Raw genomic sequence first — 25,899 nt, 5'->3', positions numbered from 1 at the left:
TTATTTAGTTTACAGCATCCCCTCATCGGCGAAGCTGTAGTAGCCCTGGTCGGAATAAATGAGGTGGTCGAGAATGGGCAAATCCAGGAAATTGCCGGCTTCTTTTAGTTTCTTGGTGAGTTGAATGTCGGCGGCGCTGGGGTTGCGGTTGCCGCTGGGATGGTTATGCACTAGGATGATGCTGCTGGCCAGCTGCTCCAGGGCCTCCTTGAAAATCATTTTCGGGTCGGCCACGGTGCCGGCCACGCCGCCCCGGCTGATGGCGGTTTTGCGCATCACCACGTTGGCCCGGTTGAGGAGAATTACCCAGAATTCTTCGTGCGGCAAGTCCATCAGATTCGGGCGAATCAAATTATAGATGTCGCGCGAGCAGGTGATGGTGGTGCGCGGGGCGGCGTCGGCTTCCTTGCGGCGGCGACCCAGTTCCAGCGCGGCCACTACGGTAATGGCCTTGGCCGGACCGATGCCGGGGTGGCGGCAAAGCTGCTTCACGCTCTCGCGGGCCAGGGCATTGAGGTCGTTGCCAACGCCTTGCAGCATGAGCTTGCCCACATCCACGGCCGATAGTTTCACCGTGCCGGAACCCAGCAGAATGGCAATTAGCTCGGCATCGGAGAGGGCGGCGCGGCCTTTGGCCATCAGCTTTTCGCGGGGCCGGTCGTCCTCGGCCCAACTCTTGATGCCGGTAGCAGCAGGGGCGGCGTAGGGTGGGGAGGGGGCGTCGAGTTGGGGCAGCTGGTCAGTGGTTTCCATGCGGCGGGGCAGCGGTAGAATGTAAAAAGTGCATTAAATGTAAAGCAAAAGCCGGCTGGGCGCGTTTAAGCCCCGAGGCCGTGGCTGCATTGGTGCGCGGCGGCGTAATCCGAAGAGAAGGTTTTTATGCGAAATCCGTTGGTTTTATGGTTGGTGCTGGCCGTGGTGGTACTGGCCGAATGGTATGGGTATCAAGCAGTACGCACGGTGGTGCAGCATCTCTCGCCGGGGGCGCGGCGGGCGGCGGCCATTGGGTACTGGCTGCTTACGGTGGGTAGCTGGATGATTGCGGGCTGGGCCGGCTCAACCCGGCAATCGGGGAATATTCAGCTCAAAAGCTACCTCATGAGCCTGCCTGTGCTGCTGCTGGGGGCCAAGCTGTTCATGTTTATTCCGCTGGTGCTGGAAGACCTCACGCGGCTGGCGCGCTGGGCCGCGAGCTCGGCCAGCCGGCCAGCGGGCGCGGAGGTGGCGGCTATTCCGCGCAGCGAGTTCCTGGCCAAGGTGGCGCTGGGCATCGGGGCCATCCCGTTTTTTGCGTTGCTGTGGGGCATGGTGAAGGGCGGCACCGACTACACGGTGCGCCGCGTGACGCTGCGCTACCCCAACCTGCCGCCGGCGTTCGACGGCTTCAAAGTGCTCCAGATTTCGGACCTACACACTGGCAGCTTCAACTCGACGGAACCGCTGGAACGGGCCGTGGCTATGATAAACCAGCAGGGAGCCGACCTGATTTTGATGACCGGCGACCTGGTGAACAACCGCGCCACCGAGGTGGAGCCGCACATTCCGGCCCTCGCGGGCATCAGGTCCGGGCTGCCCATCTTCTCCAGCCTCGGCAACCATGACTACGGCGACTACGTGGCCTGGGAAAGCCCCGCTGACAAGCGCGCCAACCTGGAGCGCCTGATGCAGAACCACGCCAAAATCGGCTGGACGCTGCTCAACGACACCAGCCACACCATCACGCGCGGCAGTGATAAAATAGCAGTGCTCGGCGTACAGAACTGGAGCAGCCACGCCAACTTTCCCAAGCACGGCAACCTGGCCCAGGCCCATGCCGCCAGCGGTGACGCGCCCTTCAAAATCCTGCTCTCGCACGACCCTTCGCACTGGGAAGCGCAGGTGCTCAACTACCCTGACATCGACCTCACCCTCAGCGGCCACACCCACGGCATGCAGTTCGGCGTCAACCTGCCCTTCTTGAAGTGGAGCCCGGTGAAATACGTGTACAAGCAGTGGGCCGGCCTGTACGAGCAGGGCCGCCAGAAGCTGTACGTGAACGTGGGCCTGGGCTTTTTGGGCTACCCCGGCCGGGTGGGTTTCCTGCCGGAAATCACGGTATTTGAGTTGCGCCGCGCTTAGAGGTAATATGATTTGAAAAGACGGTCATGCTGAGCGCAGCCGAAGCATCTCTACCGCCATACTATTCCTTTCGATTGGAAATTAGTTGCGCGGTAGAGATGCTTCGGCTGCGCTCAGCATGACGTTCTTCGTCACGGCGAATTATCGGTCGAGGTAACATCCACGGCACCATTGCCGTAAAGCGCCCCCAAACCATTTTTGGTTTGCTTTTTAACCTCCCTTTTCTGAATTCATGAAAAATTCCCTGTTGATTCTCGCCGGCGCTGCCGCCCTTTCTTTGGCTTCCTGCTCGCAGGAAAAAACCACCGAGGTGACCACCGTGCCCACCGACGGCACCACCACCACGACGACCACCACGACCTCGGCCCCGCTGACGGATGCGCAGATTGAGGCCCGCGCCCAGCAAATCGCCGATAAAATGGTGGCTAACATGAAAATCACGGACGAGGCCACGAAAACCAAAATCCGCACCGTGTACGTGAACCGCTACAAGCGCATGAACGAGATGCGGACCAAGTACACCACTGACACCACCGGCATGGCCGCCGCCATGCGCGATGCCAACATGGCCGAGGATACCGAGTTCAAGTCGGTATTCACCGACCCCACCCAGTACCAGGCCTACGAGTCGAGCCGCACGACTTACGACGACAGCAACTACTCGTCCGATAACTCGTCGTCGATGAGCGACACCACGTCGAGTTCCATGGCCCCGGCTTCGTCGATGACCACCACAGAAAGCTCGACCACCACCACCACCGACAATGGCATGGCGAGTGGCACGGACGTGTCGAAAATGAAGGCCAAAGCCGAAGATGGCAGCAAAATCAAGGTGAAAGAAAACGGCAAGATGAAAACCAAAGACGCCGATGGCACCAAAGTAAAAAACTAAGGGTTTGGTCGATGCAATCGGCCAAATCATCGCCGAAAAGCCCGCACCTGCAACGGTGCGGGCTTTTTTTGGCTCGTTGGGTTGCTACTTTGTGGTTGCGTTGCGTTTAAGGAGTAATGATTTTTGAAGTAAAGTCTTGTGTGCCGGCCATTTGGCCAAAGCTGGGCCGGGCGCTGGGCCTGCTGCTGGCGCTGTGGCTGCTGGCCAGCCGGGCGCAGGCCCAGCTGGCTCCCACGGTGCGCCTGAGCGGCAGCGTGTCGGAAGCCCGAACGCGGCTGCCCATCCCGGGGGCTACGGTGCAGGTGCTGCGCACAAAACGCGGCGTGGTGACCACCACCACCGGCGATTTCAGCATTGATGCGCTGCCCACGGATACTGTCCTGTTCCGCGCCCTGGGCTACAAGGCGCAGCGTATGGCATTGGGTGGCACGGGCTTATCGCAGCTGGTGGTGCGCATTCAGCTGGCCCGCGACAGCGTGCGCCTGGGCGAAGTGCAGGTGGTGGCCGACCGGCCCGACCGCGCCATCATCAATCGGGCGCTACGCAACATAAAGCGGCCCGCGCCGCCGGTGGCGAGTGGGGCCAAGCGCCCGCCCAAGCCCAAGCCCCTGTTTGCCGTCGATTCTACGGCCCCCAAAGCGCCCATTCCCACCATTGCCAGCCCCGTGAGCCTGCTCTACGACCAGTTCTCGCGCGAGGGCAAGCAGCGCCGCAAAATGGAGGAGATTGAAGCCGGGCTGCGCGCCGAAAAAGCCCGCAAAGCCCGAGCGGAATACAACAAGGCCTTTAAGGATAATCGAGGTTACCAGCCGTAAGGAGAGTTAATAGTTAAAGGTTAGGAGTTAAGAGTTGCCGTTCTGTCAACTCTTAACTCCTAACCTTTAACTATTAACTGCCCCTATAACTGCTGACTGTTTTTCCGCGTAAGCCGGAATATGAAAATTGGGTATCCCTGCGTGAACGAGGCGATGGATTGCAGTTCGGGCAATACGTTCCGGCTGGCCTCGTATTCGGAAGAACGGCTGATTGCGGCCGTGACGGCCAACCTAGCCTGCCTGCGCCGGATGCTGGAATGGAACGTGGCTCAGGGCCTGCTGTTTTTCCGCATCGGCTCCAGCATCGTGCCGTTTGGCTCGCACCCCATCAATGCGTTTCCGTGGCAGACGCATTTCGCGGCTGATTTCCGGGCCATCGGCAACTACATCAGGGCCAATAGCCTGCGGGTGAGCTTTCACCCCGACCAGTTTGTGGTGCTGAACTCGCCCAGCCCGGACATCGTGCAGCGCAGCATTCAGGAGCTGGTGTATCAGGGCTCGATGCTGGATTTGATGGGACTTGATGGTACTGCTAAACTCCAGATTCATGTGGGCGGGCTGTATGGGGAGCGGGAGTTGGCCATTAGCCGCTTCGCGGCGGTGTATGCTACTTTGCCGCCGGCCGTGAAAGCCCGCGTGGTGGTGGAAAACGATGACCGGCTGTTTCCCCTGCGCGACTGCCTGACGCTGCACCAGCTAACCGGCGTGCCCATCCTGTTCGATAATTTCCACCACGAGTGCCTCAACCACGGCGAGCCGATGGCCGAGGCCCTGCGTCTGGCCGCCGCCACCTGGCACCCCACCGCCGACGGCGTGCCCATGATGGACTACAGTTCGCAGGCCGTGGGCGAACGCAAGGGCAAGCACACCAACGACCTCGTAGATGCGCAATTCCGCACGTTTCTCACCCACCTGCACGGCCTCGATTTCGACCTGATGCTGGAAATAAAAAACAAGGAAGCCAGCGCCCTGCGCGCCGTGGCCATCCTGCGCGAGCTGGGCCTAAGCGTCGCCGCGCCCGATGTTCCCAGCCCACCCCTCACGCTACCGGCCGTGCCCAAAGCCCCGCGCGTAACCAAGACGATGGGGTAGCTGGCAAACTCCCGGCCCAACCCGCTGTTTCAATTCAACCAACACCTTTTTCTCCCTGCCCGAATATGAATTCCGACCACCTCCTCGCCACCGTCAGCGCCCTGCGCAATGGTCTCACCAGCCTGCCCCTGGGCTCGGCCATGGACAATACCGAAACCTGGCAGCACCAGTTCCTGCAAAGTGGCGAGCCCGGCCTGCAGGACATTGCCCGCGAAATCGGCAACCTGCAGTCGTTGCTCAGTAGCGGTACGCTGAGCGCCACGGCCATCGGCAACTCGCTCTCGATGCTGGGTGACCAGACCAGCGAAGCCAGCGCCCAAGCCCCGGCCGACCTGAAAAAGCCGCTCACTGAGCTGGCCGACCTGCTGCGCAAACACGGCGGCGACCTGCTGGCCCACGCCGCCAAAAAGGCGTAATAGCGCCACCTCCAGTAACGCAAATGCCCCGCCTGATACTAACCAGGCGGGGCATTTGCGTTTGGTAACGTGCTTTACTTGGGCGTGTTAGGGTTGTAAGTAGGCACGGTGTTCTGCTCGATGTTGCTGCTGTTGCTACGGCGCGAGCGGGTGGGCACTACGTCAGTGGACTGGCGCGGGCGGTTGGCACGCCTGATGGGCTGCTCGCGGATGTCGGGCACGGCATTGGGCGACTGTTCCGGGGTGGCAGCGGGCGAGAAACCCCGGTCGTCGAGCTGGCGGGTGGGCTGGGCGTCGCGGTTGGTGGGCGTGCGCTGCATGTCCGGTGGCCCCTGAATGGTGCTTTGGTTGAGGGCAGGGTTTACGGGGGGCACGGTGGTCTGGCCCTGGCTGCCGCCGCGCACGGGGGCCGAAGGGTCGAAGGGAACGGTCTGGGCCCGGGCCGTGACGGCAAACAGCAGGCCGGCGAGCAAAAGAGAATATTTCATGAGGGTGGGGAGAGGGGCCAAAAAAAGCCGGCTGCTTCGGTAGAAACAGCCGGCTGCCAATTTGTTACGGCGCTGAGCCGCAAAAAGTTACTACATGGTTGACTTGCCTTTCATCTTGCCTTTACCGTTCGGCATGGTGCCTTTGGTTTTCATGCGCCGGCCCGACGTGGAGCTACCCGAGGTGGTGCCGGACGTGGTGCCCATAGAGCCGCTCGTGCTGGTGTTCATCGTGCCGGTGGTCGAGCCCATCGTGCCCGACGTCATGGAGCCACTTGAAGTAGTGCTACCAGTAGTAGTTCCGGTTGTGGTACCCATGGTGCCGGTCGTTGAGCCCGTGGTGGTGCCCATCGTGCCACTGGTAGTAGTTTGAGCGAAGGCGGCGTTACTCATGCCAAAGGTCAAGAGGGCGGCGAAAAGGATTTTGGTGGTTTTCATGATACAAGTTGAAAGGATGAGAGTGAGAAGGCGCTGCCTATAAAGCACCTAAAACACCATTTGTGTGATACTGCCTTTACGGGACGGAGGGTGGATTTGGTTACAAAATAATTCGGGCAATTATTTTAAGCTCAACTGTTTACAATTGCAATAGGGCTAGAATTAGATGTGAAATTACTTGTGCGATTTGGGCTGTTTGTTAGTTGGCGCTGAAAAATGTTGGTTCCCGGTTGTAACCTTCCGCAACGGGACCGGTGTCCACATCCAAATACCCTCAAAAACCCCTTGTATCAGCTTGGACTTGCTAACGGATAATGCGCTGATGCTGCGGGTGAAAGCCGGCGACGTGGACCGGATGGGCCTGCTCTTCGAGCGCTACCAGCGGCCGCTGTTTGGCTTCCTCTACCACATGCTGGGCCGGGCCGCCAGCTGCGACGACTTGGTGCAAACCGTGTTCTACCGCATGCTGAAATACCGCCACACCTTCACCGGCGACGGCGAGTTTCGCACCTGGATGTACCATCTGGCCCGCAACGTACTGGCCGATTTCGTGAAGAAAAATCGCCACGCCGTCCACCACACCGACGTGGCCGACGTCGCCGAGCACCTCGCCGGCGGCACCCACGCCGATGCCGGCCTGGAGCAGGCCCAGGACGTGGCCCAACTGCACCAGGCCCTGGACCGCCTCCGGCCCGAAGACCGCGAAATCCTGGTCCTGAGCCGGTTTCAGGAGCTTAAGTACGCCGAAATAGCCCGCGTGCTGGGCACCACAGAAGGGGCCGTGAAAGTGCGCGTACACCGCGCCATGAACGAATTGAAAACGACATTCCTCCGCATTGAAAACTGACCCCTCGCCCATGAACTGCGAAGACACCAAAGCGCAACTGGTCGACTACCTCAGTCGGCAACTGTCGGGCCCCGAGCACGAGGCCCTGGCCACCCACCTGGCCGGGTGCGCCGAGTGCCGCGACGAGCTGCAAGCCGTGGAGCGCGTGTGGCATACGCTGGGCCAGGTGCCCGTGCCCGCGCCCGGCCCGCAGGCCCGGCCCGCGTTTTACGCCATGCTGGATTCCTTCAAAGAGGAGTTAGAAACCACGCCTGATTATTCGCTCCGGGGCCTGTGGGCGTGGCTGCGGGCCTTGCCCATCCCGCGCCCGGCGTTGCGGCTGGCCTACAGCCTGTGCCTTCTGGGCGTGGGCCTGTTGGGCGGCTACTGGCTGAATAGCGGCTCCAAAACTGCCGCCGCCGCCGACCAGCAGCAACTGGCCGCGCTGGCTGCCCAGGTGGGCGAAATGCGCCAGGTAATGCTGCTGTCGCTCATCGACAACCCCTCGGCTACCGAGCGCCTGCGGGCCGTGGGCTACACCAAGGAGCTGCCCGACCCTAATGCCAAGGTCGTGAATGCTCTGCTGAGCACCCTCAACCAGGACGACAACGTGAACGTGCGCCTGGCCACTCTGGAGGCCCTCATGCCCCTGGCCCAGGATGATGCCACCGTGCGCCTGGGCCTGGTACACGCCCTGGCCCGGCAGGACTCGCCGCTGGTGCAGGCCGCCCTGGCCGATGCCATGGTGCAGCTCCAGGAGCGCCGCTCGGTGCCGCCGCTGCGCCGGCTGCTGAAACAGGCCAACCTGGACGACATGGTAAAAAGCAAAATCGAACAAAGCATTCAAACCCTGAGCGACGGCCCGCCGGCCGCCCCCGCAACCCCTCAACGCCATGACCAGACCCAACTTTCTCCCCAGCCTGCCCGCGCTGCTCTTGCTGTGTAGCGGCACCGCCTGCCAGGCCCAGGCCAGCCTGCGCCCGCAATTCAAAGAGCAGATTACCAAAGAATTCACGCTCACGGCCGAGGCCGGACGCAGCACGCTGGCCCTGTACAACATCAATGGCTCAGTGACGGTGCAGGGCTACGCCGGCAGCAAGGTGCTGGTGGAAGCCACCAAAACCATCACGGCCGACGACGCCAAAACACTGGAAACTGGCAAAGCGGAAGCGCAGCTGGGATTCACGCAGCACGGCGACAGCGTGGTGGTGTACCTGACCGGCCCCTACGACTCGCGGCCCCACAACAACGACCGTCGCGGCTGGGACCGTAAGGAAATCAACTACCGCTACGATTTCGACTTCGTGGTGAAAGTGCCTTATCAACTCAATGTGCGGGTTTCGACCATCAACCATGGCGACGTAAAGGTGCAGGACGTGACCGGCCCGCTGCATATTTTCAACGTGAATGGCCCCATCACGCTGGCCAACGTGAAGGGCAGCACCGAAGCCCGCACCGTGAACGGCAACGTGGACGCCAGCTACGCGGCCAATCCGCCCGGCGCGTCCTCGTACCACACCATCAATGGCCAGATTCGGGTGAAATACCCGGCCAGTTTTGTGGCTGATATGCACTTCAAAAGCATGCACGGCGAGTTTTATACCGATTTTCCCAATGCCGAAATGCTGCCGGTGCAGGTCACCAAAAACCGGGAAGGCCGTGGTGGCGGCACGGTGTACAAGCTGAGCAAGGACACGGCCGTCCGCATCGGCAAAGGCGGCCCGGACCTGCATTTTGAAACCCTGAACGGCGACGTGACGGTCACCAAACTTTAACTATCCAATCAATAATTTTCGATGAATACTTCATTCCAATTGTTTCCGCAACGACTTTCGCAGCTTCTCGTTCTGAGCCTGTTGCTGCTCGGCAGCGCACGGCCCGGCCACGCGCAGGATACCGAAAAAGACGCAAAAGAACAGCTCACCGTGGCCCTGAGCGCCCCCGGCAAGCCCGGCTCGCTGGAGCTGAGCCTCGTGAACGGCTCCATTCACGTAGCCGGCTACGGCGGCAAGGATGTGGTGATTGACGCTGTGGCCCGCGCCCGTCAGGGTGACCGGCACCCCACCAGCAAAGCCGAAACCAATGGCATGAAGCGCCTCTCCGCCGCCAACAGCCTCAACCTGACGGCCGAGGAAAAGAATAACCAAATTGAAATTACCACCGATTCCTACAAGCACCCCGTCGACTTGACCATCAAGGTGCCGCAGAATTTTTCGCTCAAGCTCAGCACCGTCAATAATGGCGATATCACCGTCGACAATGTGACCGGCGAGCTGGAAATAACCAACGTTAATGGGACCATTCAACTCAACCAGGTGGCCGGCTCGGTGGTAGCCAACACGGTCAATGGTAACCTGATTGTCGTATTTAAAAGCGTGACGGCGGGTGCGCCCATGGCCTTTTCCACCCTCAACGGCAAGGTGGACGTGACGTTTCCGAGCTCCATCAAAGCGGCGCTCAAGATGAAATCGGAGCGCGGCGACGTGTACAGCGACTTCGACGTGGCCGTGGACAAAGGCGCGGCCAAAGTGACCCGCACCACCCAAAATGGCCTCTCCCGCCTCAGTACCGACGACTGGACCTACGGCAAAGTGAACGGGGGCGGCCCCGAGGTAATGCTGAAAACATTCAACGGCGACATTTTCCTGCGGAAAGCGAAGTAGGAGAGGGCACTGGATTAATGCGCAGAAAAGAACGGGCCGGCTGAGTGTACACTCAGGCGGCCCGTTCTTTTCCATTCGGTTTACAATGACCTGCTACCGCACCACCAGGCGGCTCGTGGCGCCGTCAGTAGCGCGCAGCAGGTAAAGGCCGGCGGGCAGGCCGCGCACGTCGAGCTTATCGGTGGCTGTGGGCAACTGGCGCACGGCGCGACCCAGGCCATCGAGCAGAGTGCCTGCCACGGGACGGCTGAGGCGCACGGCTGCTTCGGATGCAGCGGGGTTGGGGTAGCAATAGAGGGCGGCGGGGGCAGTGAAGCTATTTTTGGCGGCGGTCACTACGCCGCGCAGGCCAAGCTGGTACACGGCTACGGTGCTGCTTACTTCGTTGGCCAGCAGCAGCAGGGGCGCGCCGGTGGGGCTGTTGGCGGCCGATATGAACACAATGCCCTCGGGGCCTTCGTCGCCCGCGCCGGTGGTCAGGCTGCGGTTGTTGATGTACTGCACGAGGCGTGGGTTAGCGGGGTCGTTCACGTTCAGAATCAGCACGCCGCCCTGGCGCTCCAGGCTCACGAAGGCGTACACGGTGTCGCGAATCATGCCGATGGTGGTGCCTTCGGGCTCGGGGCCTTTGTCGTCGGAGCGGTTTTTTCGGACGGGGTTGCCGGTGGTGTTGCTGGCGTTGAAGATGCTGCCAAACGTGGCATCGGTGCTGGTCAGGCGTTCGAGCAGGTCGCCGCTGTCGTGCACCAGCGCGCCGGTGCCGGCGTTGAGAATGCTGAACGAGCGGCCGCCAAAGGCATAAATCTGGTCGAAGTCGCCGTCGCCATCCGTGTCGCCCAGCTTGTTGGTCACGTTGAGGCGGCCCAGGGCGCTGGCGTTTTTTAGTATCGCAGCCTGCGGGAAAGCCGTGGGGTCGAGCACGTAAGCCGCATCACCCAGGCGGTTTATCTCGTTCATGCCGGTGTATTCGCGGGCATCGCCCTCGTTGGCCGTGATGAGGTAGCGGCCCCCGCCCAGCGCGGCCGGCAGCTCAAACGACGCAATGGCATCGGGCTGGCGCATGCCCCGGATGGGCCAGTTGGCCAGCAGCACGTCGGCGGCCTGGTCGGAGGCATCGAGGCTAAAGCCAGGCTGGCTGTGGTCCTGGTAGCCGATGGGGCGCAGGGCCGTGAACTGCAGCGTGGCGAGGTTCAGCGTGGCAATGGCATTGTTTTCCTGTAAGCCGATGAAGGCCGTTTGCGAATCGGCCGACACGGCCACGTACTCCGGCTCCAAATCCTGCGCCACGCTGCTGGGCGTGCCGGCCGGGCCACCGTAGATGCGGATGCCGGACGTGCGCAATGCGGCGGCTTGGCTGTTGTAGGCGCTGAAATCCAGCGTAGTCACGTTGGCCTGGGTCAGCGCCGCGATGCCACCGTTTGCGGAAGTAGGAATGTTTACCACCGATACCGAGCCGAGCGGGTCCGTCGTGTAAGCTGTGTTGGGCTCGCCTTCGTTGGCGGTAATGACTTTCAGGCCGTCGGGCGAGAAGGTTATCATGTCGGGCATCGCGCCGGCCGTTACCTGCTTGAGGAAGGTGCCGTTCTGGTCGAAGAAAACGATGCTGCCATCGAGCTGCGGGTTGGTATTTTCCACGGCGCAGGCCACCAGGCCGTTGCGCACCGCTACTGAGTTGATGCCGCCATACGGGGCCATGCTGATGGACGCTACCGACGTGAGCGCGCCAGGCGTGCTGAAATTCAGAATATCGAGCTTGCCACCAATAGAATTGGCCACGTACAAGCGCTGCGTGGTGGGGTCGTGGGCAATGATTTCGGCCGAATTGGTGCCGCTCGCGCCGTTCTGGTAGCTGCCCAGCAGGTTCAGGTCCAGGTTGCCGGTGCGGGCCGGGGCCTGAGTATCGTTGTCTTTGATGAACACCAGAAACTCGGTGGCCCCGGCCGTGAGCGTGGCGTTAGTGGGATTTTGAAGGCGCACGGTGAAGTATTCGGCAGGCTCGGCCGTGGCATCATCCGTGATGGGCAGCGTGAGCGTGGCGGTGGTGCTGCCCGGCGCGAAGGTGATGGTTTGAGTGGTGGCGAAGGTAAAATCAGCGCCCGCCGTGGCTGTTCCCAGCGGGGCCACGATGGCCTGCACGGTGCTAGCCGTAGCGTTGGCATTGCGAATGCTGAGCGGAATGGCCACGGTGCCAGCATTTTCCGCCACGATGATGGGCGTGGTGCTGCCGGTAAAACCTAAATCTGGCACTACCACGGCAGCGGTGCGACCGAGGCTGATTTCATCGAACGCCACCCAGTCGTCGTTGCCGTTCTGGCGCACGGCCAGGCGTAGGCGGGCGTGGGTGCTGCCGGCGGGCACAGGCACTGTTACGACGGTCCAGGCCAGGGTGTTTTTGTTGAGCTGCGTGTAGGTGCGCGGCACGGGCCAGGTGCTGCCGTTGTCGAACAGCACCACGTAGGCCAGCGAATCGGGCGTGTCGAACGCGGTGCTGTTATACTTGAAGGTGACCATATTGGCGGCCGTGCTGCCGGTCTGAATGGCCACGGGCGCAAAATCCAGGTAGTGCCAGATGCTCAGGTTGTTGGTGAGCGGGCCTTCCAAGTCACGCCCGCCCCACAAGTTAGTCCCGGCCGAAGGCGTAGTGACGGTGATACCCGTGCCAGCGGTACCGATGGTGGTGAGTACCGCCCACTGGTCGGTGGCGGCGAGGTCGTTGTAGGTGGCGGGCGTGGGCGTGTAGCTCCAGGTATCGGCGGCGCTACCTTCGAAGCTTTGAGCCACTGTCTGGGCCTGGGCCGCAGTGCCGGCCGCACCCACGGCTATTGCTAACGCAGTTGAAAAACGGGAAAAGTAAGCTTTCAAATACATAGAGTGAAGACCAGATGAATAAAAGCTCAAAACTATCCGCCTCCTGTTACCTCAACATTACAAGGCTGTTACCGAATCAAAAACGCCCGTTTGTGGGCTGGTCAATATTTTTTTCGGAGCCGCTGTAACGTCTGGCCCAACTCCGGGTACTCCCTTCATTCCAACTCCTAAACACCTTCCGTGGAAACCACGAGCGACGAAGCATTGATGGCCGCCGTCCGGGCCGACGACCTTGACCAGCTGGTGCCGCTGTTCGAGCGCTACCACGGGCCCTTGTTCAACTACCTCACCCGCCTCACCAACGACCGCGAAACCAGCGAAGACCTCACCCAAACCGTGTTCGAGCGCATCCTAAAGTACCGTGGCAGCTACCAGCCCACCCAGCCCTTCAAGGCCTGGGTGTACCAGATGGCCCGCAACGTCCACGCCGATTATTGGCAGCGCCAACAAAAGCTGCGCGCCGCCGATGTGGACGTGGACGAAGTGGAGCGCACCGGCGGCCTAAGCGGCGCGGCCTTCTCCCAAATGCGGGTGAACAACCACCACGACGACCTGCACGAAGCCCTCAACATGCTGCCCGTGCCGCAGCGCGAAATTCTGGTTCTGAACCGCTTCCAGGGGTTTGGCTACGAGGAAATCGGGAAGCTGCTGGGCTGCACCGCCGAAGCCGCCCGCGTGAAAGCGCACCGTGCCCTGCAAGCGTTGCGCAAAGTCTATTTCGCCAATTAATTCTATGAAAACGCCCGAACTTTCTGCCTGCCATGAGCTCGAAGCCCTGCTGCCGGCCTACGTCGAGCGCAGCCTGCCGGCCGCCGAGGCCGAGCGCGTGGCCGCCCACCTGCCCACCTGCCCCAATTGCCAATTGCAGGTAACCCAGCTCCGCGCCCTCTCCGATGACCTGGACGCGGCCCTGCCCGAAGTGCCCCGCACAGCCCTGCGTGCCAACTTCATGGCCATGCTTGAGCAGCAAAAGCAGCTCCTTAACCCTGACGCCGCCGTTGCGCCCACACCGGTGCAGCCTGACGCTAAAGTGGTTTTGATGTGGCCCACGGCGCTCGCCAATAATTGGCTGCGCATCGCCGCCAGCATCGTTCTGATTGCCGCCGGCGTGTTACTCGGCCGCAACCTGCACTGGGGCGGCAATGCCAACAGCGTGGCAACCACCACTGATAAAAATGCGCCCACCACCCTGGCCAACGCGCTGACCAACGACAACGGCCGCCCCGTGTCGGCCAGCGACCGGATTCAACTGGTGACCAACTCCACCAAACCCGCCGCCGCCCCCGACGATGCCACGGTGCAGGTGCTGCTCAACACCCTCAATTTCGACCCCAATCCCAACGTGCGCCTCGCGGCCTGCGAAGCCCTCTACCGCCTCCGCGATGCCCCCGGCGTGCGCGAAGGACTGGCCAACTCGCTGCCCATCCAAACCGACCCCAACGTACAGATTGCGCTGATTGACATGGTGGTATCGCTGCGCGTACACCGCGCCGTGCCCCAGCTCCAGCGCCTCGCCAAAAAGGCCGATGCCCTGCCCGTGGTGCGGGCGCAGGCCGAAGCCGGCATCGGCAAACTGATTTAAATAATTCCCATTGTTCGGTGTAGGGCGCGGGGCTTGTCACCGCCCGCCACCAGAACGACTCAACCGCAATACGTGCCACAACGGGCAGGGACAAGCCCCGCGCCCTACAGCCACATTGCCTTTCATTTCTGATTATCCCCCTCAAATACCATGAATAAGCTCCTATTACTCGCCTTCTCGGGCCTCTTACTTACCCAGTCCGGCCACGCCCAGGAATTCCGTGCCAAGCTCAACGCTAAAGACCCGAAAGTCGTCATCGACATGCAGGGCTGCGACGTGATGGTGGAAGGCATCGACGGCAACGAGCTGGTGATAAAAGGCGACGGCTTTGAAGAGCCGCCCAAGCGGGCCGAGGGCCTACACCCCATTTATAACTCGGCGGTGGACAATACCAAAATCGGCCTTTCCGTGAGCCAGCAGGACAATGTGGTACGCATCTCGCGGGCCTCGCGCAAGGAAGCCAGCTACCTCATTCGGGTACCACGCAACGCCTCGGTGCAGTACAAGCAGGCCGGCTGGAACGGCAGCGGCGACCTGGTGATGCGCGACTTGAACGGCGACATCGAAGTGAGCATGACCAGTGGCGATATCAACCTGAAAAACGTGGCCGGCCCCGTGGTGGCCAACACCGTGAGCGGCGACATTCAGGTGCGTTTCGCGCCCATGCGCCAGGGCCCCACTTCCATCTCCACCGTGAGCGGCGATGTGGACGTGAGCATGCCCACCAACACGAAAGCCACCGTGCGTCTGCGCTCCATTTCGGGCGAAATCTATACCGATTTCGATATGAACATTAAAGGCCAGGACAACATGAACCACATCGGCGGCCAGGTGGTGGATGGTAATATTAATGGCGGCGGTAATACGTTGTCATTCAAAACGGTGAGCGGCGATGTCTACGTGCGGAAGGCGAAGTAGAACAGCCGGATAGAACGTCATCCAGAACGTCACCCAGGCCGTCATGCTTCGGCTGCGCGGACGCCAGATTAGCATGACCGTTCTTTTTTGACCGAATACCAATACCCAAACTCCACCTTTCACTTCCATTCTTCCAACGCCATGCGCCAGTTCCTGTTCCTCCTTTTGCTGGTGTGTGCCGCAGTTGGCCACCAGTCGGTTTCGGCCCAGAAAATCATCGAAAAATCTGCCAACCTGACTGCTGGTCAGCGGGTGTTTCTCAACCTGAAGCAGGCCAGCAACATCCGCATCCGGGCCGGGGCGGCGGGTAAAATGACGATGAAAGCCACCGTCAGCATCAACTCGAACCGGCTGAACGATGCCCTGCAAATCGACCTGAGCCAGACCGGCGATGAGTTGCGTTTGACGGCCGATTTTGATAAGGAAATGCTGCGCCAGGCCCAGCCCGGCGACTGCCCCAACCGCAACGGCGACCGCAACATGTGGTACGGCCAGCAGGTGTGCGACGACATTACCTACGAAATCACGCTGCCCGCCGACGTGGCCCTGCGCGTGTACACCTACAGCGGCAACGTGGATATTGTGGGGATTAACAACTCCATTGAAGCCAAGTCGTTGAGCGGCTTCGTGGACGTGGCTTGGCCGGCCGCAAAAGGCGCGGAGCTCTCGCTCAAAACCATTTCGGGCGAAGTGTATACTGACCAGGACATTGCTTTCAGCACTGCCCGGCCGAAAAATCCCATCGTGGGCTACCAGCTGCACGGCACGCTCAGCGGGAGCGGGCCGCTCGTCAAGCTCGAATCCATCAGCAACGACGTTTATTTCCGCAAGCGGAAGTAACCAATTTCAACATCCGGAGTTTCCACGCGAAATGGAGCCACAACGGCTGCCAGATGGGATTTTGTTGCCTGATTAAAAATGCTTTACCGCGAAAGCTGACGGGGTGTTAATGGCCCGTCGGCTGCGCCAAAACCTGATACAATGGAGCTGGGGCACCGCCCGCGCTGGTCTGCAAACCGGCCCGGATGGAAGCGGTATGGCCCGGCCAACTGGTGAGTGTGCGCCGGCCACAGCCCGCCCCGCTCCATTGACTCAGGAGGGCTGTCAGGGCGCAAAATCCTGCTCAATACGTCCTGGAATCACCCTTAACTGCTCTTCGCTATGCTACACGCCTTCTTTCTGCGCGCTTGTTTTTTGATTCTTGGAATGTTGGGTTTGGCCCTCGCGCCCGCCCTGGCCCAAACGCCGGCGGCTACTGCTGCCGCCGCCGCTACGGCCGCGCCCAAGCGCCAGCTGGCGGCGTTGCGCATCGCGCAGCCCATCAAGCTCGATGGCGTGTTGGATGAGGTGGCGTGGCGCGAGGCCCTCCCGGCCACTGATTTCATCCAGAACCGGCCCAAGCCCGGCCCGCACGAAAAACACCCCACCGAAGTGCGCGTGCTCTACGACGATGCCGCGATTTACGTGGGCGCGGTGATGCACGATGTATCGCAGGATTCCATCCCCCGCGAGCTGACGGCCCGTGACAATACTGGCAACTCCGACTTCATCGGCATCTTCCTCGATACCTACCACGACCAGCTCAACGGTTACGCTTTTATCGTGACCAGCAGCGGCGTGCAGCTCGATTCGCGCTACTCGCCGGCCGGTGGCGAGGACTTCAACTGGAACGCCGTGTGGGAAAGCCGCACCGCCCAGCGCGGCACCGACTGGGTGGCCGAAATGCGAATTCCGTACTCCGCCATCCGCTTCAGCACGGCCGATGTGCAGCACTGGGGGCTGAACTTCATGCGGCAGCGCAAGCGCGACAACGCCGCGTATTTCTGGAACGAGGTGAAGCCGCAGGTGGACGGTTTCGTGAACCAGTGGGGCGACCTGACGGGCGTGCAAGGCGTGAAGCCGCCGCTGCGCCTCTCGCTCACGCCCTACGTGTCGGGCTACGTGAACCACAACCCGCTGAGCGCCGACGGCACCAAGCGCCTGACCACCCGCTTCAACGGCGGGGCCGACGTGAAGTGGGGTATCAACGAAAGCTTCACCCTGGATGCCACGCTGGTGCCCGATTTCGGCCAGGTGCAAAGCGACAACCAGGTGCTCAACCTCTCGCCCTTCGAGGTGCAGTTCAACGAGAACCGGCCGTTTTTCACGGAGGGCACCGAGCTATTTAACAAGGGCAATTTGTTCTATTCGAGAAGGGTAGGGGCCACGCCGGTGGGCTTCTATGGCGTGACGGCGGGCGCGAACGAAATCATTACCAGCAACCCCTCCGAAACGCCGCTGCTGAACGCCACCAAAGTTTCGGGCCGCACCAGCAAGGGCCTGGGCGTGGGCATTTTCAACGCCCTGAGCAACGACACCTACGCCACCATCCGCAACACCGAAACCGGGCAGGAGCGCCAAATTCTGACGCAGCCGTTCTCGAACTACAACATCGCCGTGCTCGACCAGAGCCTGAAAAATAACTCCTACGTTTCGCTCATCAACACCAACGTGACGCGGGCCGGCAGCACCTACGACGCCAACGTGACCGGCGGCCTTTTCCGCTTCGCCAACAAGGCCAACCGGTACGCTATCGATGGCCGCGCCATCTACTCGCGCCGCCGGGGCACCAGCTTCGGCAGCACCGACCAAATCAGCGACCAGGACGGCTACAAATACCGCGTGGGCGTGGGCAAAATTTCGGGCAACTTCACCTGGAACCTGACCCACGGCATCGAGTCGAATACCTACAACCCGAACGATTTGGGCATCCTGTTCGGCAACAACAACATCACCGAGTCGCTGGATTTGAGTTACGGCAAGTACCAGCCGTTCTGGAAGGTGAATAACCTGTATGTGTTTGGTAACGTGACGCATTCGCTGCTCTACAAGCCCACTTTATATCAGGCGCTCAACTTCTACCTCGGGGCCAATACCACCTTCACCAAAAGCTTCAACCAGCTGGGTTTCGACCTGAACGTGGACCCCGTGACGCACGACTTCTACGAGCCGCGCACCGCCACGCTGGGCGACTATTACGTGCGGGTACCCGAAAACACGCGTTTCACGTTCTTCTTCAACTCCGACTCGCGCAAGCCGGTGGCCATCAACTGGAACGCCGGTTTCCAGAGCTACGGCCGCGATGACCGGCTGGCCCGCGCCCGCCGCACCGGCTACAGCCTGGGCTTCTACCCGCGCTACCGCGTGAACACCCACCTCACCTTCCGCTACAGCGTGGACTTGAGCCTGCGCCAGAACCAAATCGGCTACGTAAACGGCGGCCTCGATGCGGCCCAACCCCTCGACCAGCCCTTCGTGGGCCAGATTCTGCTGGGCCGCCGCAACGTGGCCACGGTGGCCAACGTGGCCTCGGTGGCCTACACCTTCACCAACCGCATGTCGTTCACGCTGCGCCTGCGCCACTACACCAGCAACGTGCGCTACCTCGATTTCACCACGCTCGGCAAAAATGGCGAGGAGCAGTTCGCCGCCTACCAGCGCAACCGCGACAACACCTACAACGCCTTCAACGTGGACGCGGTGTACTCGTGGTGGTTCGCGCCCGGCTCGCAAATCAGCGTGGTCTGGAAAAACGCCGGCTCCACCTATTTGCAGGCAAATGAGGCTACCCCCCAATTCTTCGATAATTTCAACAACACCATCAACACGCCGCACAATAACTCACTGTCGGTGAAGGTGCTATATTACCTCGATTACCTCACGTTGCGGAAGGGGAGTGGGCGCATGGCGGCGCGGTAGAGTCAGGAGGTAATGGGCCCCAAAGGACGCCAACGGGCAAATAAGCCCGTCATGCAGAGCGCAGCGAAGCATCTTTACCGCAGTAGTAATCTGATTTTACTATTGAGGTGAAGATGCTTCGCTGCGCTCTGCATGACGTTCGCCTAATATCAGCCTGTATTGCTCAAAAAAACCGTCCTTTGCGCAGTAATTCCCCTTTATCCTCCCGTATGCCGGCAAACATTGCCCTCGAACTCCGCACTGTCGTGCTCACGCGCTACGTGACGCCGCTCCGCGAGGGCGGCTCGCTGCCGGCTCTGATGGAGGCCGATGACGACTTCCTCTACGTGGTGAAGTTCCGGGGCGCGGGCCAGGGCGTGAAGGCGCTCATTGCTGAACTGATTGTAGGCGAAATTGCTCGCGTCCTGGGCCTGCGCATGCCCGAACTGGTGTTCTGCGAGCTCGACGAATCCTTCGGCCGCACCGAGCCTGATGAGGAAATCCAGGACCTGCTGCAAGCCAGTACCGGCCAGAATCTGGCCCTGCACTACCTCTCCGGTGCCATCACCTACGATGCGCTCGTGACCAACGTGGAGCCGCGTATGGCCTCCCAAATTGTGTGGCTTGACATGCTCACGCTGAACGTGGACCGCACCGCCCGCAACACCAACATGCTGATGTGGCACAAGGAGCTGTGGCTCATCGACCACGGCGCGGCCCTCTACGTCCACCACGCCGGCCCCGAGTGGGCCGCGCCGCGCCCGCGCCCGTTTCCCCAAATCAAAACCCACGTCCTGCTGCCGCAGGCCAGCGAGCTGGCCACCGTGGACGTGGAAAGCCGCGCCCGCCTCACGCCCGATATCCTCCGCGCCATCGTGGCGCTGGTGCCCGATGCGTGGCTGGCCAACGGCCACGGCACCGCCGAGGAGCAGCGCAACGCCTACGTCGGCTTCCTGGAAGCCCGCCTCGCCGCCTCAGAAACCTTTGTTCAGGAAGCACAGGATGCCCGCAATGCACTTATTTGAGTACGCCGTGCTGCGCGTGGTGCCCCGCGTGGAGCGCGAAGAATTCCTGAACGTGGGCATCATCGTGTACTGCCGCTCACTGGGCTTCCTCGAAACCCGGTTTGCGCTGCCCGAAGCCCGGCTGCTGGCCGTGGCCCCGGATTTGGATTTGGCCGAAATCACGGCCCGCCTGCAGGCGTTTGAGCGCATTTGCCAGGGCAAAGCCACCGGCGGCACCATCGGCCAACTGCCCATTGCCGAGCGGTTTCGCTGGCTCACGGCCACGCGCAGCACGGTGGTGCAGTCGTCGGCGGTACACCCCGGCCGCTGCTTGGACGCGGGCGCGACGCTGGCGCGCCTGTTTGCGCAGCTGGTGCAGTAACAGTAGCGCGACGCAAGGTTTCGCGCCGTACAGGAACGCCATAAAGGCGATACTCTAGGTATCACCGTTAATAGCTGCATGAAGAATTTATTAAAACCTGCCAGTGCCTTCTCAGCGCCGCTGCTGCGACTGCTGCTGGCTGGCCTGGCGCTGGTCTTATCCGTTGGACTCGCCCACGGGCAAGGCCCCGTTGTGTTGCGCAAAGACCTGAAAACTGACTTTGGCGCGGTGGGCGACGGCAAAACCAATGACCAGGCCGCCTTCGAGCGCGCGGCCGAATTCTTTAACCAGCGCGCCCAGACGCCCGCCGGCACCGGGGCCGCCGTGCTGCGCATTCCCAGGGGCGTGTACGTGGTGGGCCGGCAGGATGCAAATAATCAGGGCGTGAACGTGTTGCAGCTTTTCGGCTGCCGCAACCTGACCGTGACCGGCGACGACAGCGCCACCACTGAAATCCGCTACGCCAGCGGCATGCGTTACGGCTCGTTCGACCCTGTAAGCAAGCGTCCGTTTGAGTCTCCGAATGCCTATTTCACCGATGGGAAATATGCCTTTGGCGGCGGCACCTGCTTCGTGCTGCGGGGCTGCGACAACGTGCAGATTACCAACCTCGCCTTCAACGGCAACAGCGCGCAGCTGGAAGTGGGCGGGCACTGGGGCGATACCGGTATTCAGCTGCAGTTCGACGGTATTTTTGTGAACGACTCGCGCCGGATTTCCATGCGAAAGCTGTCGTTGCACCACTTCGGGCGCGATGGCATCCAAGTCCTCAATCACCTCGCCAAAAGCCTCGACGACCCCAACCGGGAGGATATTCTGCTCGAAAACTCGACCTGCAACTACAACGGCCGCCAGGGCCTGTCGCTCACGGCCGTGAATGGCTTCCGGGCTGTGAACTGCAACTTCAGCCATACCGGGCAGGTGCTGATACCTTCCCTGGGCAAGGCCTTGTTCTCCAACCCCGGCGCGGGTGTTGACCTGGAGCCGCAGGACGGTTTTGTGACCAACGTTAGCCTGGAAAACTGCCGCTTCGTGGACAACGCCGGCCAGGGCATCGTCTCGGATAGGCCCGACGGGAACTACCCGCCTTCCGTCAAGAGCATTGTGATAACCAATGGCTTGGTCTGGGGGCTTACCAACTGGTCGGCCTGGGTAACGCAGCCCGGTGTGTTGTTCAAAAACTGCCGCATCTACGGCTCATTCGTTCACGGCTGCAAGGCCGCCAAGCCCGCCGATGTCACGCGTTTTGTGGGCTGCACTTTCGAGGACCGGTCCTACCACGGCAAGCCGGCCTACGGGTCTTTCACGCTGCATTCCGACTCTTACGCCCGCGGCCTGAGCTTCATCGACTGCCGCTTCATCGGCACCCGTAACTACCTCATCCAGGCCGTGCCCGCCACCACGGATACCGCCAGCTTGTTTCATTTCCGCAGTTGCACCTTTCTCTACGACTATGCCCAGCCGCCCCAGGGCTCGTTCGATAAAATCCTGGGCGGCGTTTTCAGCGGCAACACGGTATTTCAGAACGGTCCGCGCCGCACCAGCCCGCACCGCACCGATTTCATGCTGGGCAGCAGCAGCGCACTGGGTACCACCGTGTTGCGCGCCCCCGGCAGTTTGCAGTTTCTGGCCCCCAATTCCTATTATCTGATAGTCGGCGGACTGGATATTGGCCGGCAGCCGGCCCGCACCCGCGACTCGGCCAAAGTAGTTGTGGCGAATAACAATGCGTTGGTCATCAATGAAATGCCGGGTAAAGTGCCCGAGCTATACATTGGTCCCACCTCGCGCCTGGTAGTGAAAAAGGGCGGCGCTTTGGAAATCCTGCGCCACACCAAAGTCACCATTGCCGGACAGTTGGTGTTAGAAGACGGGGCCTACTTTTTCCGCGACCCGCTGGCCGAGGTCGTCACCACTGGCAAAGGCCGGCTGCGCGTTGGCCCCAAAGTCATCAATACCAAGCATCCCACGCTGTACTCCACTTACTACTAACGTCTTCGCTGCACCTACCGCTACCGCGCCTCCACCACGCTGATGGCGTAGCCGCCGCCCGGCGCGCAGTACTGCGCCAGCTTGGTCTTGCGCGTCACGTTCATCTTGTGGATGGTGTAGGCCTGCGGGTTGGTTTCGTAGTGCGCGTCCTTGGCGTCAGCGTAGATAGTGGCCACGTACTTTTTGCCGGGGTCGAGGAAGCTCAGGCTGATGTTGGAGGTGCGGCCGTTTTCATCGCAGGTGCTGCCGATAAACCAGCTGCTTTTGCCCTTGGCCTTGCGGGCGATGGTGATGTAGTCGCCGGGCTCGGCTTCGAGGACGTGGGTGTCGTCCCAGTCCACGGCCACATCCTTGATGAACTGGAAGGCGTCGAGGTGCTTATTGTAGTTTTCGAGCAGGTCGGCGGCCATTTGCAGGGGCGAGTACATGGTCACGTACAGGGCCATTTGCCGCACCAGGGTGCTGTGGACGAAAGAATTATTCTTCGGGTTGAGGACGCTGATTTTCGTCTGGAAAATGCCCGGCGTGTAGTCCATCGGCCCGCCGATGAGGCGGGTGAAGGGCAGGATAGTGGTGTGGTCGGCGTTGTTGCCGCCGAAGGATTCGTACTCGGTGCCGCGCGCCGCTTCGTTGCCGATGAGGTTGGGGTAGGTGCGGGCCAGGCCGGTGGGGCGCACGGCCTCGTGGCCGTTCACCATAATGTGGTGTTTGGCGGCGGTTTCCAGCACGTAGTTGTAGTGGTTAATCAGCCACTGGTCGTAGTGGTGGTGGCCCAGCGGCACGATGTCGCCCACGTAGCCGGTTTTCACGGCGTTGTAGCCGTACTTGTTCATGAAGGTAAAGGCCGAGTCCAGGTGCCGCTCGTAGTTGCGCACCGAGCCCGAGGTTTCGTGGTGCATAATCATCTTCACGTTTTTGCTGGCGGCGTACTGCTGCAATTCGGCCACGTTGAAATCGGGGTAGGGCGTCACGAAATCGAACACGTAATCCTTGTGCTTGCCGAACCAGTCTTCCCAGCCAATATTCCAGCCTTCCACCAGCACCGCGTCGAAGCCGTGCAGGGCGGCGAAGTCGATGTACTCCTTGACGTGGGCCGTGTTGGCGCCGTGGGTGCCATTGGGCTTCACCGTTTTGTAGTCGATGGAATCGAGCTTGATGTTGTCCATGTTGGTGTACGACCACGAGCTTTTGCCCGTAATCATCTCCCACCACACGCCCACGTACTTCACCGGCTTTATCCAGCTGGTGTCCTTGAATTTGGTGGGCTCGTTCAGGTTCAGCACCAGCTTCGATTCCAGAATGTCGCCGGCCTTGTCGCTCACAATCACCGTGCGCCAGGGCGAAAGCGCCGGCGTCTGAATCCGGCCCTTGTCGCCCACCGCGTCGGGCGTGAGGTGCGATTCCAGCACGAAGTTCTTGTCGTCGAGCTCCAGGCTCATGCAGGAGTAGTCAATCAGCGCCGCCTCGTGGATGTTGATGTACAGCCCGTCCTGGCTCTTGAGCATGAGCGGCGTCTGCACGCCGGTGGGCGAGAAGGTCGTTTGCGAGGCGTTGCCGGTCACGGCCGCCTTCATTCGCCCGCGCACCTCCGACAGCTTCGATGTGACCGTGCTGTATTCCTGGGTGTCGTAGTCGCCGGGCAGCCAGAAGGCTTTGTGGTCGCCGGCCAGCGCAAATTGCGTGCGCTCTTCCTTAATGGTGAAATAATCCAGCTTGGGTTGGCGCGGAAACTCGTAGCGGAAGCCCAGCCCGTCATCAAACACCCGAAACCGCACCCGAATACTCCGGCTGGTGGCGGCCTGCGTGAGCGTCACGGCCATCTCGTTGTAGTGGTTGCGAATGGTTTTCACCTCGCCCCACACCGGCTGCCAGCTTTCATCAAACGTGCGCTGCTTGTTATCGGCCACCGCAAAGCCGCTGGTGAGCGCCGGGGCATCTTTCAAATCCAGCCCCAGCTTGCTGGTCTTGATAACGTCGCGGCCCTTGTAGGTGAGATGGTACGTTGGCACGCCATCATCTTGCAGCGCGAATTGCAGCGTCAGCTGCCCGTTGGGCGATTTGATGGTTTGGGCCTGGGCCGTATTCCAAAGCAAAGCCAGGCAGCAAAGCGCCAGCAGCCGGCGGGTATAGTTCAGCATCGCAGAGTGGGAAAAAGAAGTAAGAGTGAAGTGTGCAAACGGTTGATTCCGGCCCGAGCTAAAAACCGAAAAACCCCGCCTGCACCAGGCAGACGGGGTTTAAAGTGGAGATGCAGGAACCCACCAGTGGTTTGCAAAGTGCTTATCCATAGTTTGTTGCTGCATGTTTGAAATATTAGGTCCCTTCAGAGGTCCCTTGAAAAAAGTATTAGTTCGAGACCAAATAAAATTGGCTAAGACGCTTTGGGAATTGCGAAGCTGGACCTTTACTGGGCGTATTGTTTGGGCGTGTGGGTGCTATTGAAGCGGAAAGGTGAGAAGGCGGCGGCATCAGAACCCGTGGCTCCCTGGATGGCGCTTTTCATGCTCTATGTCCGACGTATGTGCGGGGCATGGGCGCTTCATCTGGGACGAAGTTAATTGAGGAGAAATTGTTCTACGTCTTCGGGGCGGAGGCGGGTGGCTTGGCAGAAGTCGTGGACGGTGACGAGGTCGCCGCGGGCTTTGCCGAGGGTGGTGCGGATGCGGCTGAGTAGGGCGCGGGCGTGGCGCTCGCTCTTACCGGTGATGTTGCTGACATCTTTGGAGTAGATGCAGATGCGGCGGGGGATGGCTGGCATAATGTGACGGGTTACGGAAAAGGTGACCGGTTGCGGTAGGCAAAGCCCCTGAGAGCTTGTAATCAGCGAAAATTACGGGGAAACTTCGATAAACCATTTCCCTAAAATCATCATGGCCAGACAAGACAGCATCATCAAATTGAACGGTACTATTGACGGTATCTCGTTCTACAAATCGAAAGACGGGCACCTGGCCCGCAAAGCGGGTGGCGTATCGAAAGCCCGGATTGCCTCGGACCCGGCCTTCATCCGCACCCGCGAAAACGGCAGCGAGTTCGGCCGGGCCGGCTCGGCGGGTAAGGTGTTGCGCACGGCCCTGCGCGGGCTAATGCAAAAGGCCTCGGACTCGCGGGTGTCGAGCCGGCTCACGGCCGAAATGGTGCGCGTCATCAAAGCTGACGAGACCAGCGACCGGGGCTTGCGCAACGTGCTCGACGGCGAGGTCGAGATGCTCCAAGGCTTCGAGTTCAACGCTACCGGGCTGCTCACGGGCACGTTGTTCGCGCCTTACGACGTGACCATTGACCGGGTCGGCGGGGCACACCAGGTAGCCCTGACGGGCTTTATTCCCGGCTCGGCGGTGGCTGCTCCGGGTGGAGCTACGCACTGCAAAATCATTGCGGCCGCGGCCAGCATTGATTTCGAAAGTGGCACCTGGGACGTAAAGCAGGCTGAAACGGCGTTTATGGTGCTCGGTCCGCAGGACCAGGCTGCCCAAATGCTGGCCTTGCCGCTGCCTGCGGCCAGTACGCACCCCATTGTGGTGGTGTTGGGTATTGAGTTCGTGCAACAGGTGAACAGCAAGATGTATGACCTCAAAAACGGGGCGTACAACGCGCTGGCCATGGTGAAGGTGCTCGGTATGTAAGCACAGCTTATTTATTGAAATGATAATGGGCCGACTGTCGCAATGACGGCCGGCCCATTATCATA

Annotated in this window: 24 protein-coding genes; 18 read left to right on the top strand and 6 right to left on the bottom strand. The window is 60.9% G+C overall.

Annotation, left to right across the window (positions count from 1 at the left end; translation table 11 throughout):
* Positions 1–9 precede the first annotated feature (9 nt).
* Positions 10–753 carry a RadC family protein gene (radC, locus tag ACVWYF_RS14995; RefSeq protein ID WP_457069384.1) on the bottom strand — a complete coding sequence of 248 codons (744 nt, stop codon included), beginning with the start codon at positions 751–753 and terminating at the stop codon, positions 10–12.
* A 138-nt stretch (positions 754–891) separates the two neighbouring features.
* Between radC and ACVWYF_RS14990 the strand changes: the two genes are divergently transcribed.
* The 5 genes from ACVWYF_RS14990 to ACVWYF_RS14970 all read left to right on the top strand — a co-directional run bounded on the left by ACVWYF_RS14990 (position 892) and on the right by ACVWYF_RS14970 (position 5,333).
* On the top strand, positions 892–2,118 hold the full coding sequence (locus ACVWYF_RS14990; protein ID WP_457069382.1) for a metallophosphoesterase: 1,227 nt from the start codon (positions 892–894) through the stop codon (positions 2,116–2,118).
* Positions 2,119–2,350: 232 nt separating this feature from the next.
* Positions 2,351–3,010 (top strand): hypothetical protein, encoded by a 660-nt coding sequence (locus ACVWYF_RS14985; protein ID WP_457069380.1) that lies wholly within the window; start codon positions 2,351–2,353, stop codon positions 3,008–3,010.
* Between the two features lie 140 nt (positions 3,011–3,150).
* The gene (locus tag ACVWYF_RS14980) at positions 3,151–3,825 is read left to right on the top strand and encodes a carboxypeptidase-like regulatory domain-containing protein (RefSeq protein WP_457069378.1); all 675 of its coding nucleotides are present in this window, start codon (positions 3,151–3,153) and stop codon (positions 3,823–3,825) included.
* A 120-nt stretch (positions 3,826–3,945) separates the two neighbouring features.
* On the top strand, positions 3,946–4,917 hold the full coding sequence (gene uvsE, locus ACVWYF_RS14975) for a UV DNA damage repair endonuclease UvsE (protein WP_457069376.1): 972 nt from the start codon (positions 3,946–3,948) through the stop codon (positions 4,915–4,917).
* Between the two features lie 65 nt (positions 4,918–4,982).
* Positions 4,983–5,333: a hypothetical protein gene (locus tag ACVWYF_RS14970; protein WP_457069374.1), complete on the top strand. Its 351-nt coding sequence runs from the start codon at positions 4,983–4,985 to the stop codon at positions 5,331–5,333.
* A gap of 74 nt (positions 5,334–5,407) precedes the next feature.
* Here the strand turns inward: ACVWYF_RS14970 and ACVWYF_RS14965 are convergent, their stop codons facing one another.
* Both ACVWYF_RS14965 and ACVWYF_RS14960 read right to left on the bottom strand, forming a co-directional pair.
* Positions 5,408–5,821 (bottom strand): hypothetical protein, encoded by a 414-nt coding sequence (locus ACVWYF_RS14965; protein ID WP_457069372.1) that lies wholly within the window; start codon positions 5,819–5,821, stop codon positions 5,408–5,410.
* 90 nt (positions 5,822–5,911) lie between these two features.
* Positions 5,912–6,256, bottom strand: a complete 345-nt coding sequence (locus ACVWYF_RS14960; protein ID WP_457069370.1) for a hypothetical protein — start codon at positions 6,254–6,256, stop codon at positions 5,912–5,914.
* Positions 6,257–6,551: 295 nt separating this feature from the next.
* Here ACVWYF_RS14960 and ACVWYF_RS14955 point away from each other — a divergent pair, with 295 nt between their 5' ends.
* From ACVWYF_RS14955 to ACVWYF_RS14940, 4 genes are read left to right on the top strand one after another with little or no spacing between them, the layout of a single operon-like run.
* Positions 6,552–7,103 carry an RNA polymerase sigma factor gene (locus ACVWYF_RS14955; RefSeq protein WP_457069368.1) on the top strand — a complete coding sequence of 184 codons (552 nt, stop codon included), beginning with the start codon at positions 6,552–6,554 and terminating at the stop codon, positions 7,101–7,103.
* Positions 7,093–8,028 (top strand): zf-HC2 domain-containing protein, encoded by a 936-nt coding sequence (locus tag ACVWYF_RS14950; RefSeq protein WP_457069366.1) that lies wholly within the window; start codon positions 7,093–7,095, stop codon positions 8,026–8,028. The genes ACVWYF_RS14955 and ACVWYF_RS14950 overlap by 11 nt, the downstream gene beginning before the upstream one ends.
* A complete protein-coding gene (locus tag ACVWYF_RS14945; RefSeq protein WP_457069364.1) occupies positions 7,976–8,857 on the top strand; it encodes a hypothetical protein in 882 nt (293 codons plus the stop codon). Before ACVWYF_RS14950 ends, ACVWYF_RS14945 begins: the two co-directional genes overlap by 53 nt.
* Positions 8,858–8,878: 21 nt before the next feature.
* Positions 8,879–9,745, top strand: coding sequence for a DUF4097 family beta strand repeat-containing protein (locus tag ACVWYF_RS14940; protein ID WP_457069363.1), 867 nt, complete (start codon positions 8,879–8,881; stop codon positions 9,743–9,745).
* 93 nt (positions 9,746–9,838) lie between these two features.
* Here the strand turns inward: ACVWYF_RS14940 and ACVWYF_RS14935 are convergent, their stop codons facing one another.
* The gene (locus ACVWYF_RS14935) at positions 9,839–12,613 is read right to left on the bottom strand and encodes a choice-of-anchor I family protein (protein ID WP_457069361.1); all 2,775 of its coding nucleotides are present in this window, start codon (positions 12,611–12,613) and stop codon (positions 9,839–9,841) included.
* Between the two features lie 180 nt (positions 12,614–12,793).
* On the opposite strand from ACVWYF_RS14935, the gene ACVWYF_RS14930 reads away from it, so the two are divergent.
* The 8 genes from ACVWYF_RS14930 (at position 12,794) to ACVWYF_RS14895 (ending at position 22,208) form a co-directional block, all read left to right on the top strand.
* Positions 12,794–13,342, top strand: coding sequence for an RNA polymerase sigma factor (locus ACVWYF_RS14930; protein WP_457069359.1), 549 nt, complete (start codon positions 12,794–12,796; stop codon positions 13,340–13,342).
* Between the two features lie 4 nt (positions 13,343–13,346).
* Entirely contained in the window at positions 13,347–14,195 is an 849-nt protein-coding gene (locus tag ACVWYF_RS14925; RefSeq protein ID WP_457069357.1) for a zf-HC2 domain-containing protein, read from the top strand.
* A gap of 150 nt (positions 14,196–14,345) precedes the next feature.
* A complete protein-coding gene (locus tag ACVWYF_RS14920) occupies positions 14,346–15,113 on the top strand; it encodes a DUF4097 family beta strand repeat-containing protein (RefSeq protein ID WP_457069355.1) in 768 nt (255 codons plus the stop codon).
* 141 nt (positions 15,114–15,254) lie between these two features.
* On the top strand, positions 15,255–15,953 hold the full coding sequence (locus ACVWYF_RS14915) for a hypothetical protein (protein ID WP_457069353.1): 699 nt from the start codon (positions 15,255–15,257) through the stop codon (positions 15,951–15,953).
* A gap of 321 nt (positions 15,954–16,274) precedes the next feature.
* Positions 16,275–18,851: a DUF5916 domain-containing protein gene (locus ACVWYF_RS14910; protein ID WP_457069351.1), complete on the top strand. Its 2,577-nt coding sequence runs from the start codon at positions 16,275–16,277 to the stop codon at positions 18,849–18,851.
* A gap of 209 nt (positions 18,852–19,060) precedes the next feature.
* Positions 19,061–19,855: a HipA family kinase gene (locus ACVWYF_RS14905; RefSeq protein ID WP_457069349.1), complete on the top strand. Its 795-nt coding sequence runs from the start codon at positions 19,061–19,063 to the stop codon at positions 19,853–19,855.
* Positions 19,833–20,216 carry a DUF3037 domain-containing protein gene (locus tag ACVWYF_RS14900; protein ID WP_457069347.1) on the top strand — a complete coding sequence of 128 codons (384 nt, stop codon included), beginning with the start codon at positions 19,833–19,835 and terminating at the stop codon, positions 20,214–20,216. The genes ACVWYF_RS14905 and ACVWYF_RS14900 overlap by 23 nt, the downstream gene beginning before the upstream one ends.
* A 78-nt stretch (positions 20,217–20,294) precedes the next feature.
* The gene (locus tag ACVWYF_RS14895; RefSeq protein WP_457069345.1) at positions 20,295–22,208 is read left to right on the top strand and encodes a right-handed parallel beta-helix repeat-containing protein; all 1,914 of its coding nucleotides are present in this window, start codon (positions 20,295–20,297) and stop codon (positions 22,206–22,208) included.
* Positions 22,209–22,228: 20 nt separating this feature from the next.
* Here ACVWYF_RS14895 and ACVWYF_RS14890 read toward each other — a convergent pair whose 3' ends face one another.
* Entirely contained in the window at positions 22,229–24,346 is a 2,118-nt protein-coding gene (locus ACVWYF_RS14890) for a glycoside hydrolase family 97 protein (RefSeq protein ID WP_457069343.1), read from the bottom strand.
* A 416-nt stretch (positions 24,347–24,762) separates the two neighbouring features.
* A complete protein-coding gene (locus tag ACVWYF_RS14885; protein ID WP_457069341.1) occupies positions 24,763–24,966 on the bottom strand; it encodes a hypothetical protein in 204 nt (67 codons plus the stop codon).
* Between the two features lie 112 nt (positions 24,967–25,078).
* Here ACVWYF_RS14885 and ACVWYF_RS14880 point away from each other — a divergent pair, with 112 nt between their 5' ends.
* Entirely contained in the window at positions 25,079–25,834 is a 756-nt protein-coding gene (locus tag ACVWYF_RS14880; RefSeq protein ID WP_457069339.1) for a hypothetical protein, read from the top strand.
* The last annotated feature ends 65 nt before the right edge of the window (positions 25,835–25,899 follow it).

It is taken from the genome of Hymenobacter sp. UYAg731 (genome assembly GCF_054061335.1).
Note: the sequence above shows the minus strand (reverse complement) of the source record. Positions and strands in the feature narration are given on the sequence as shown.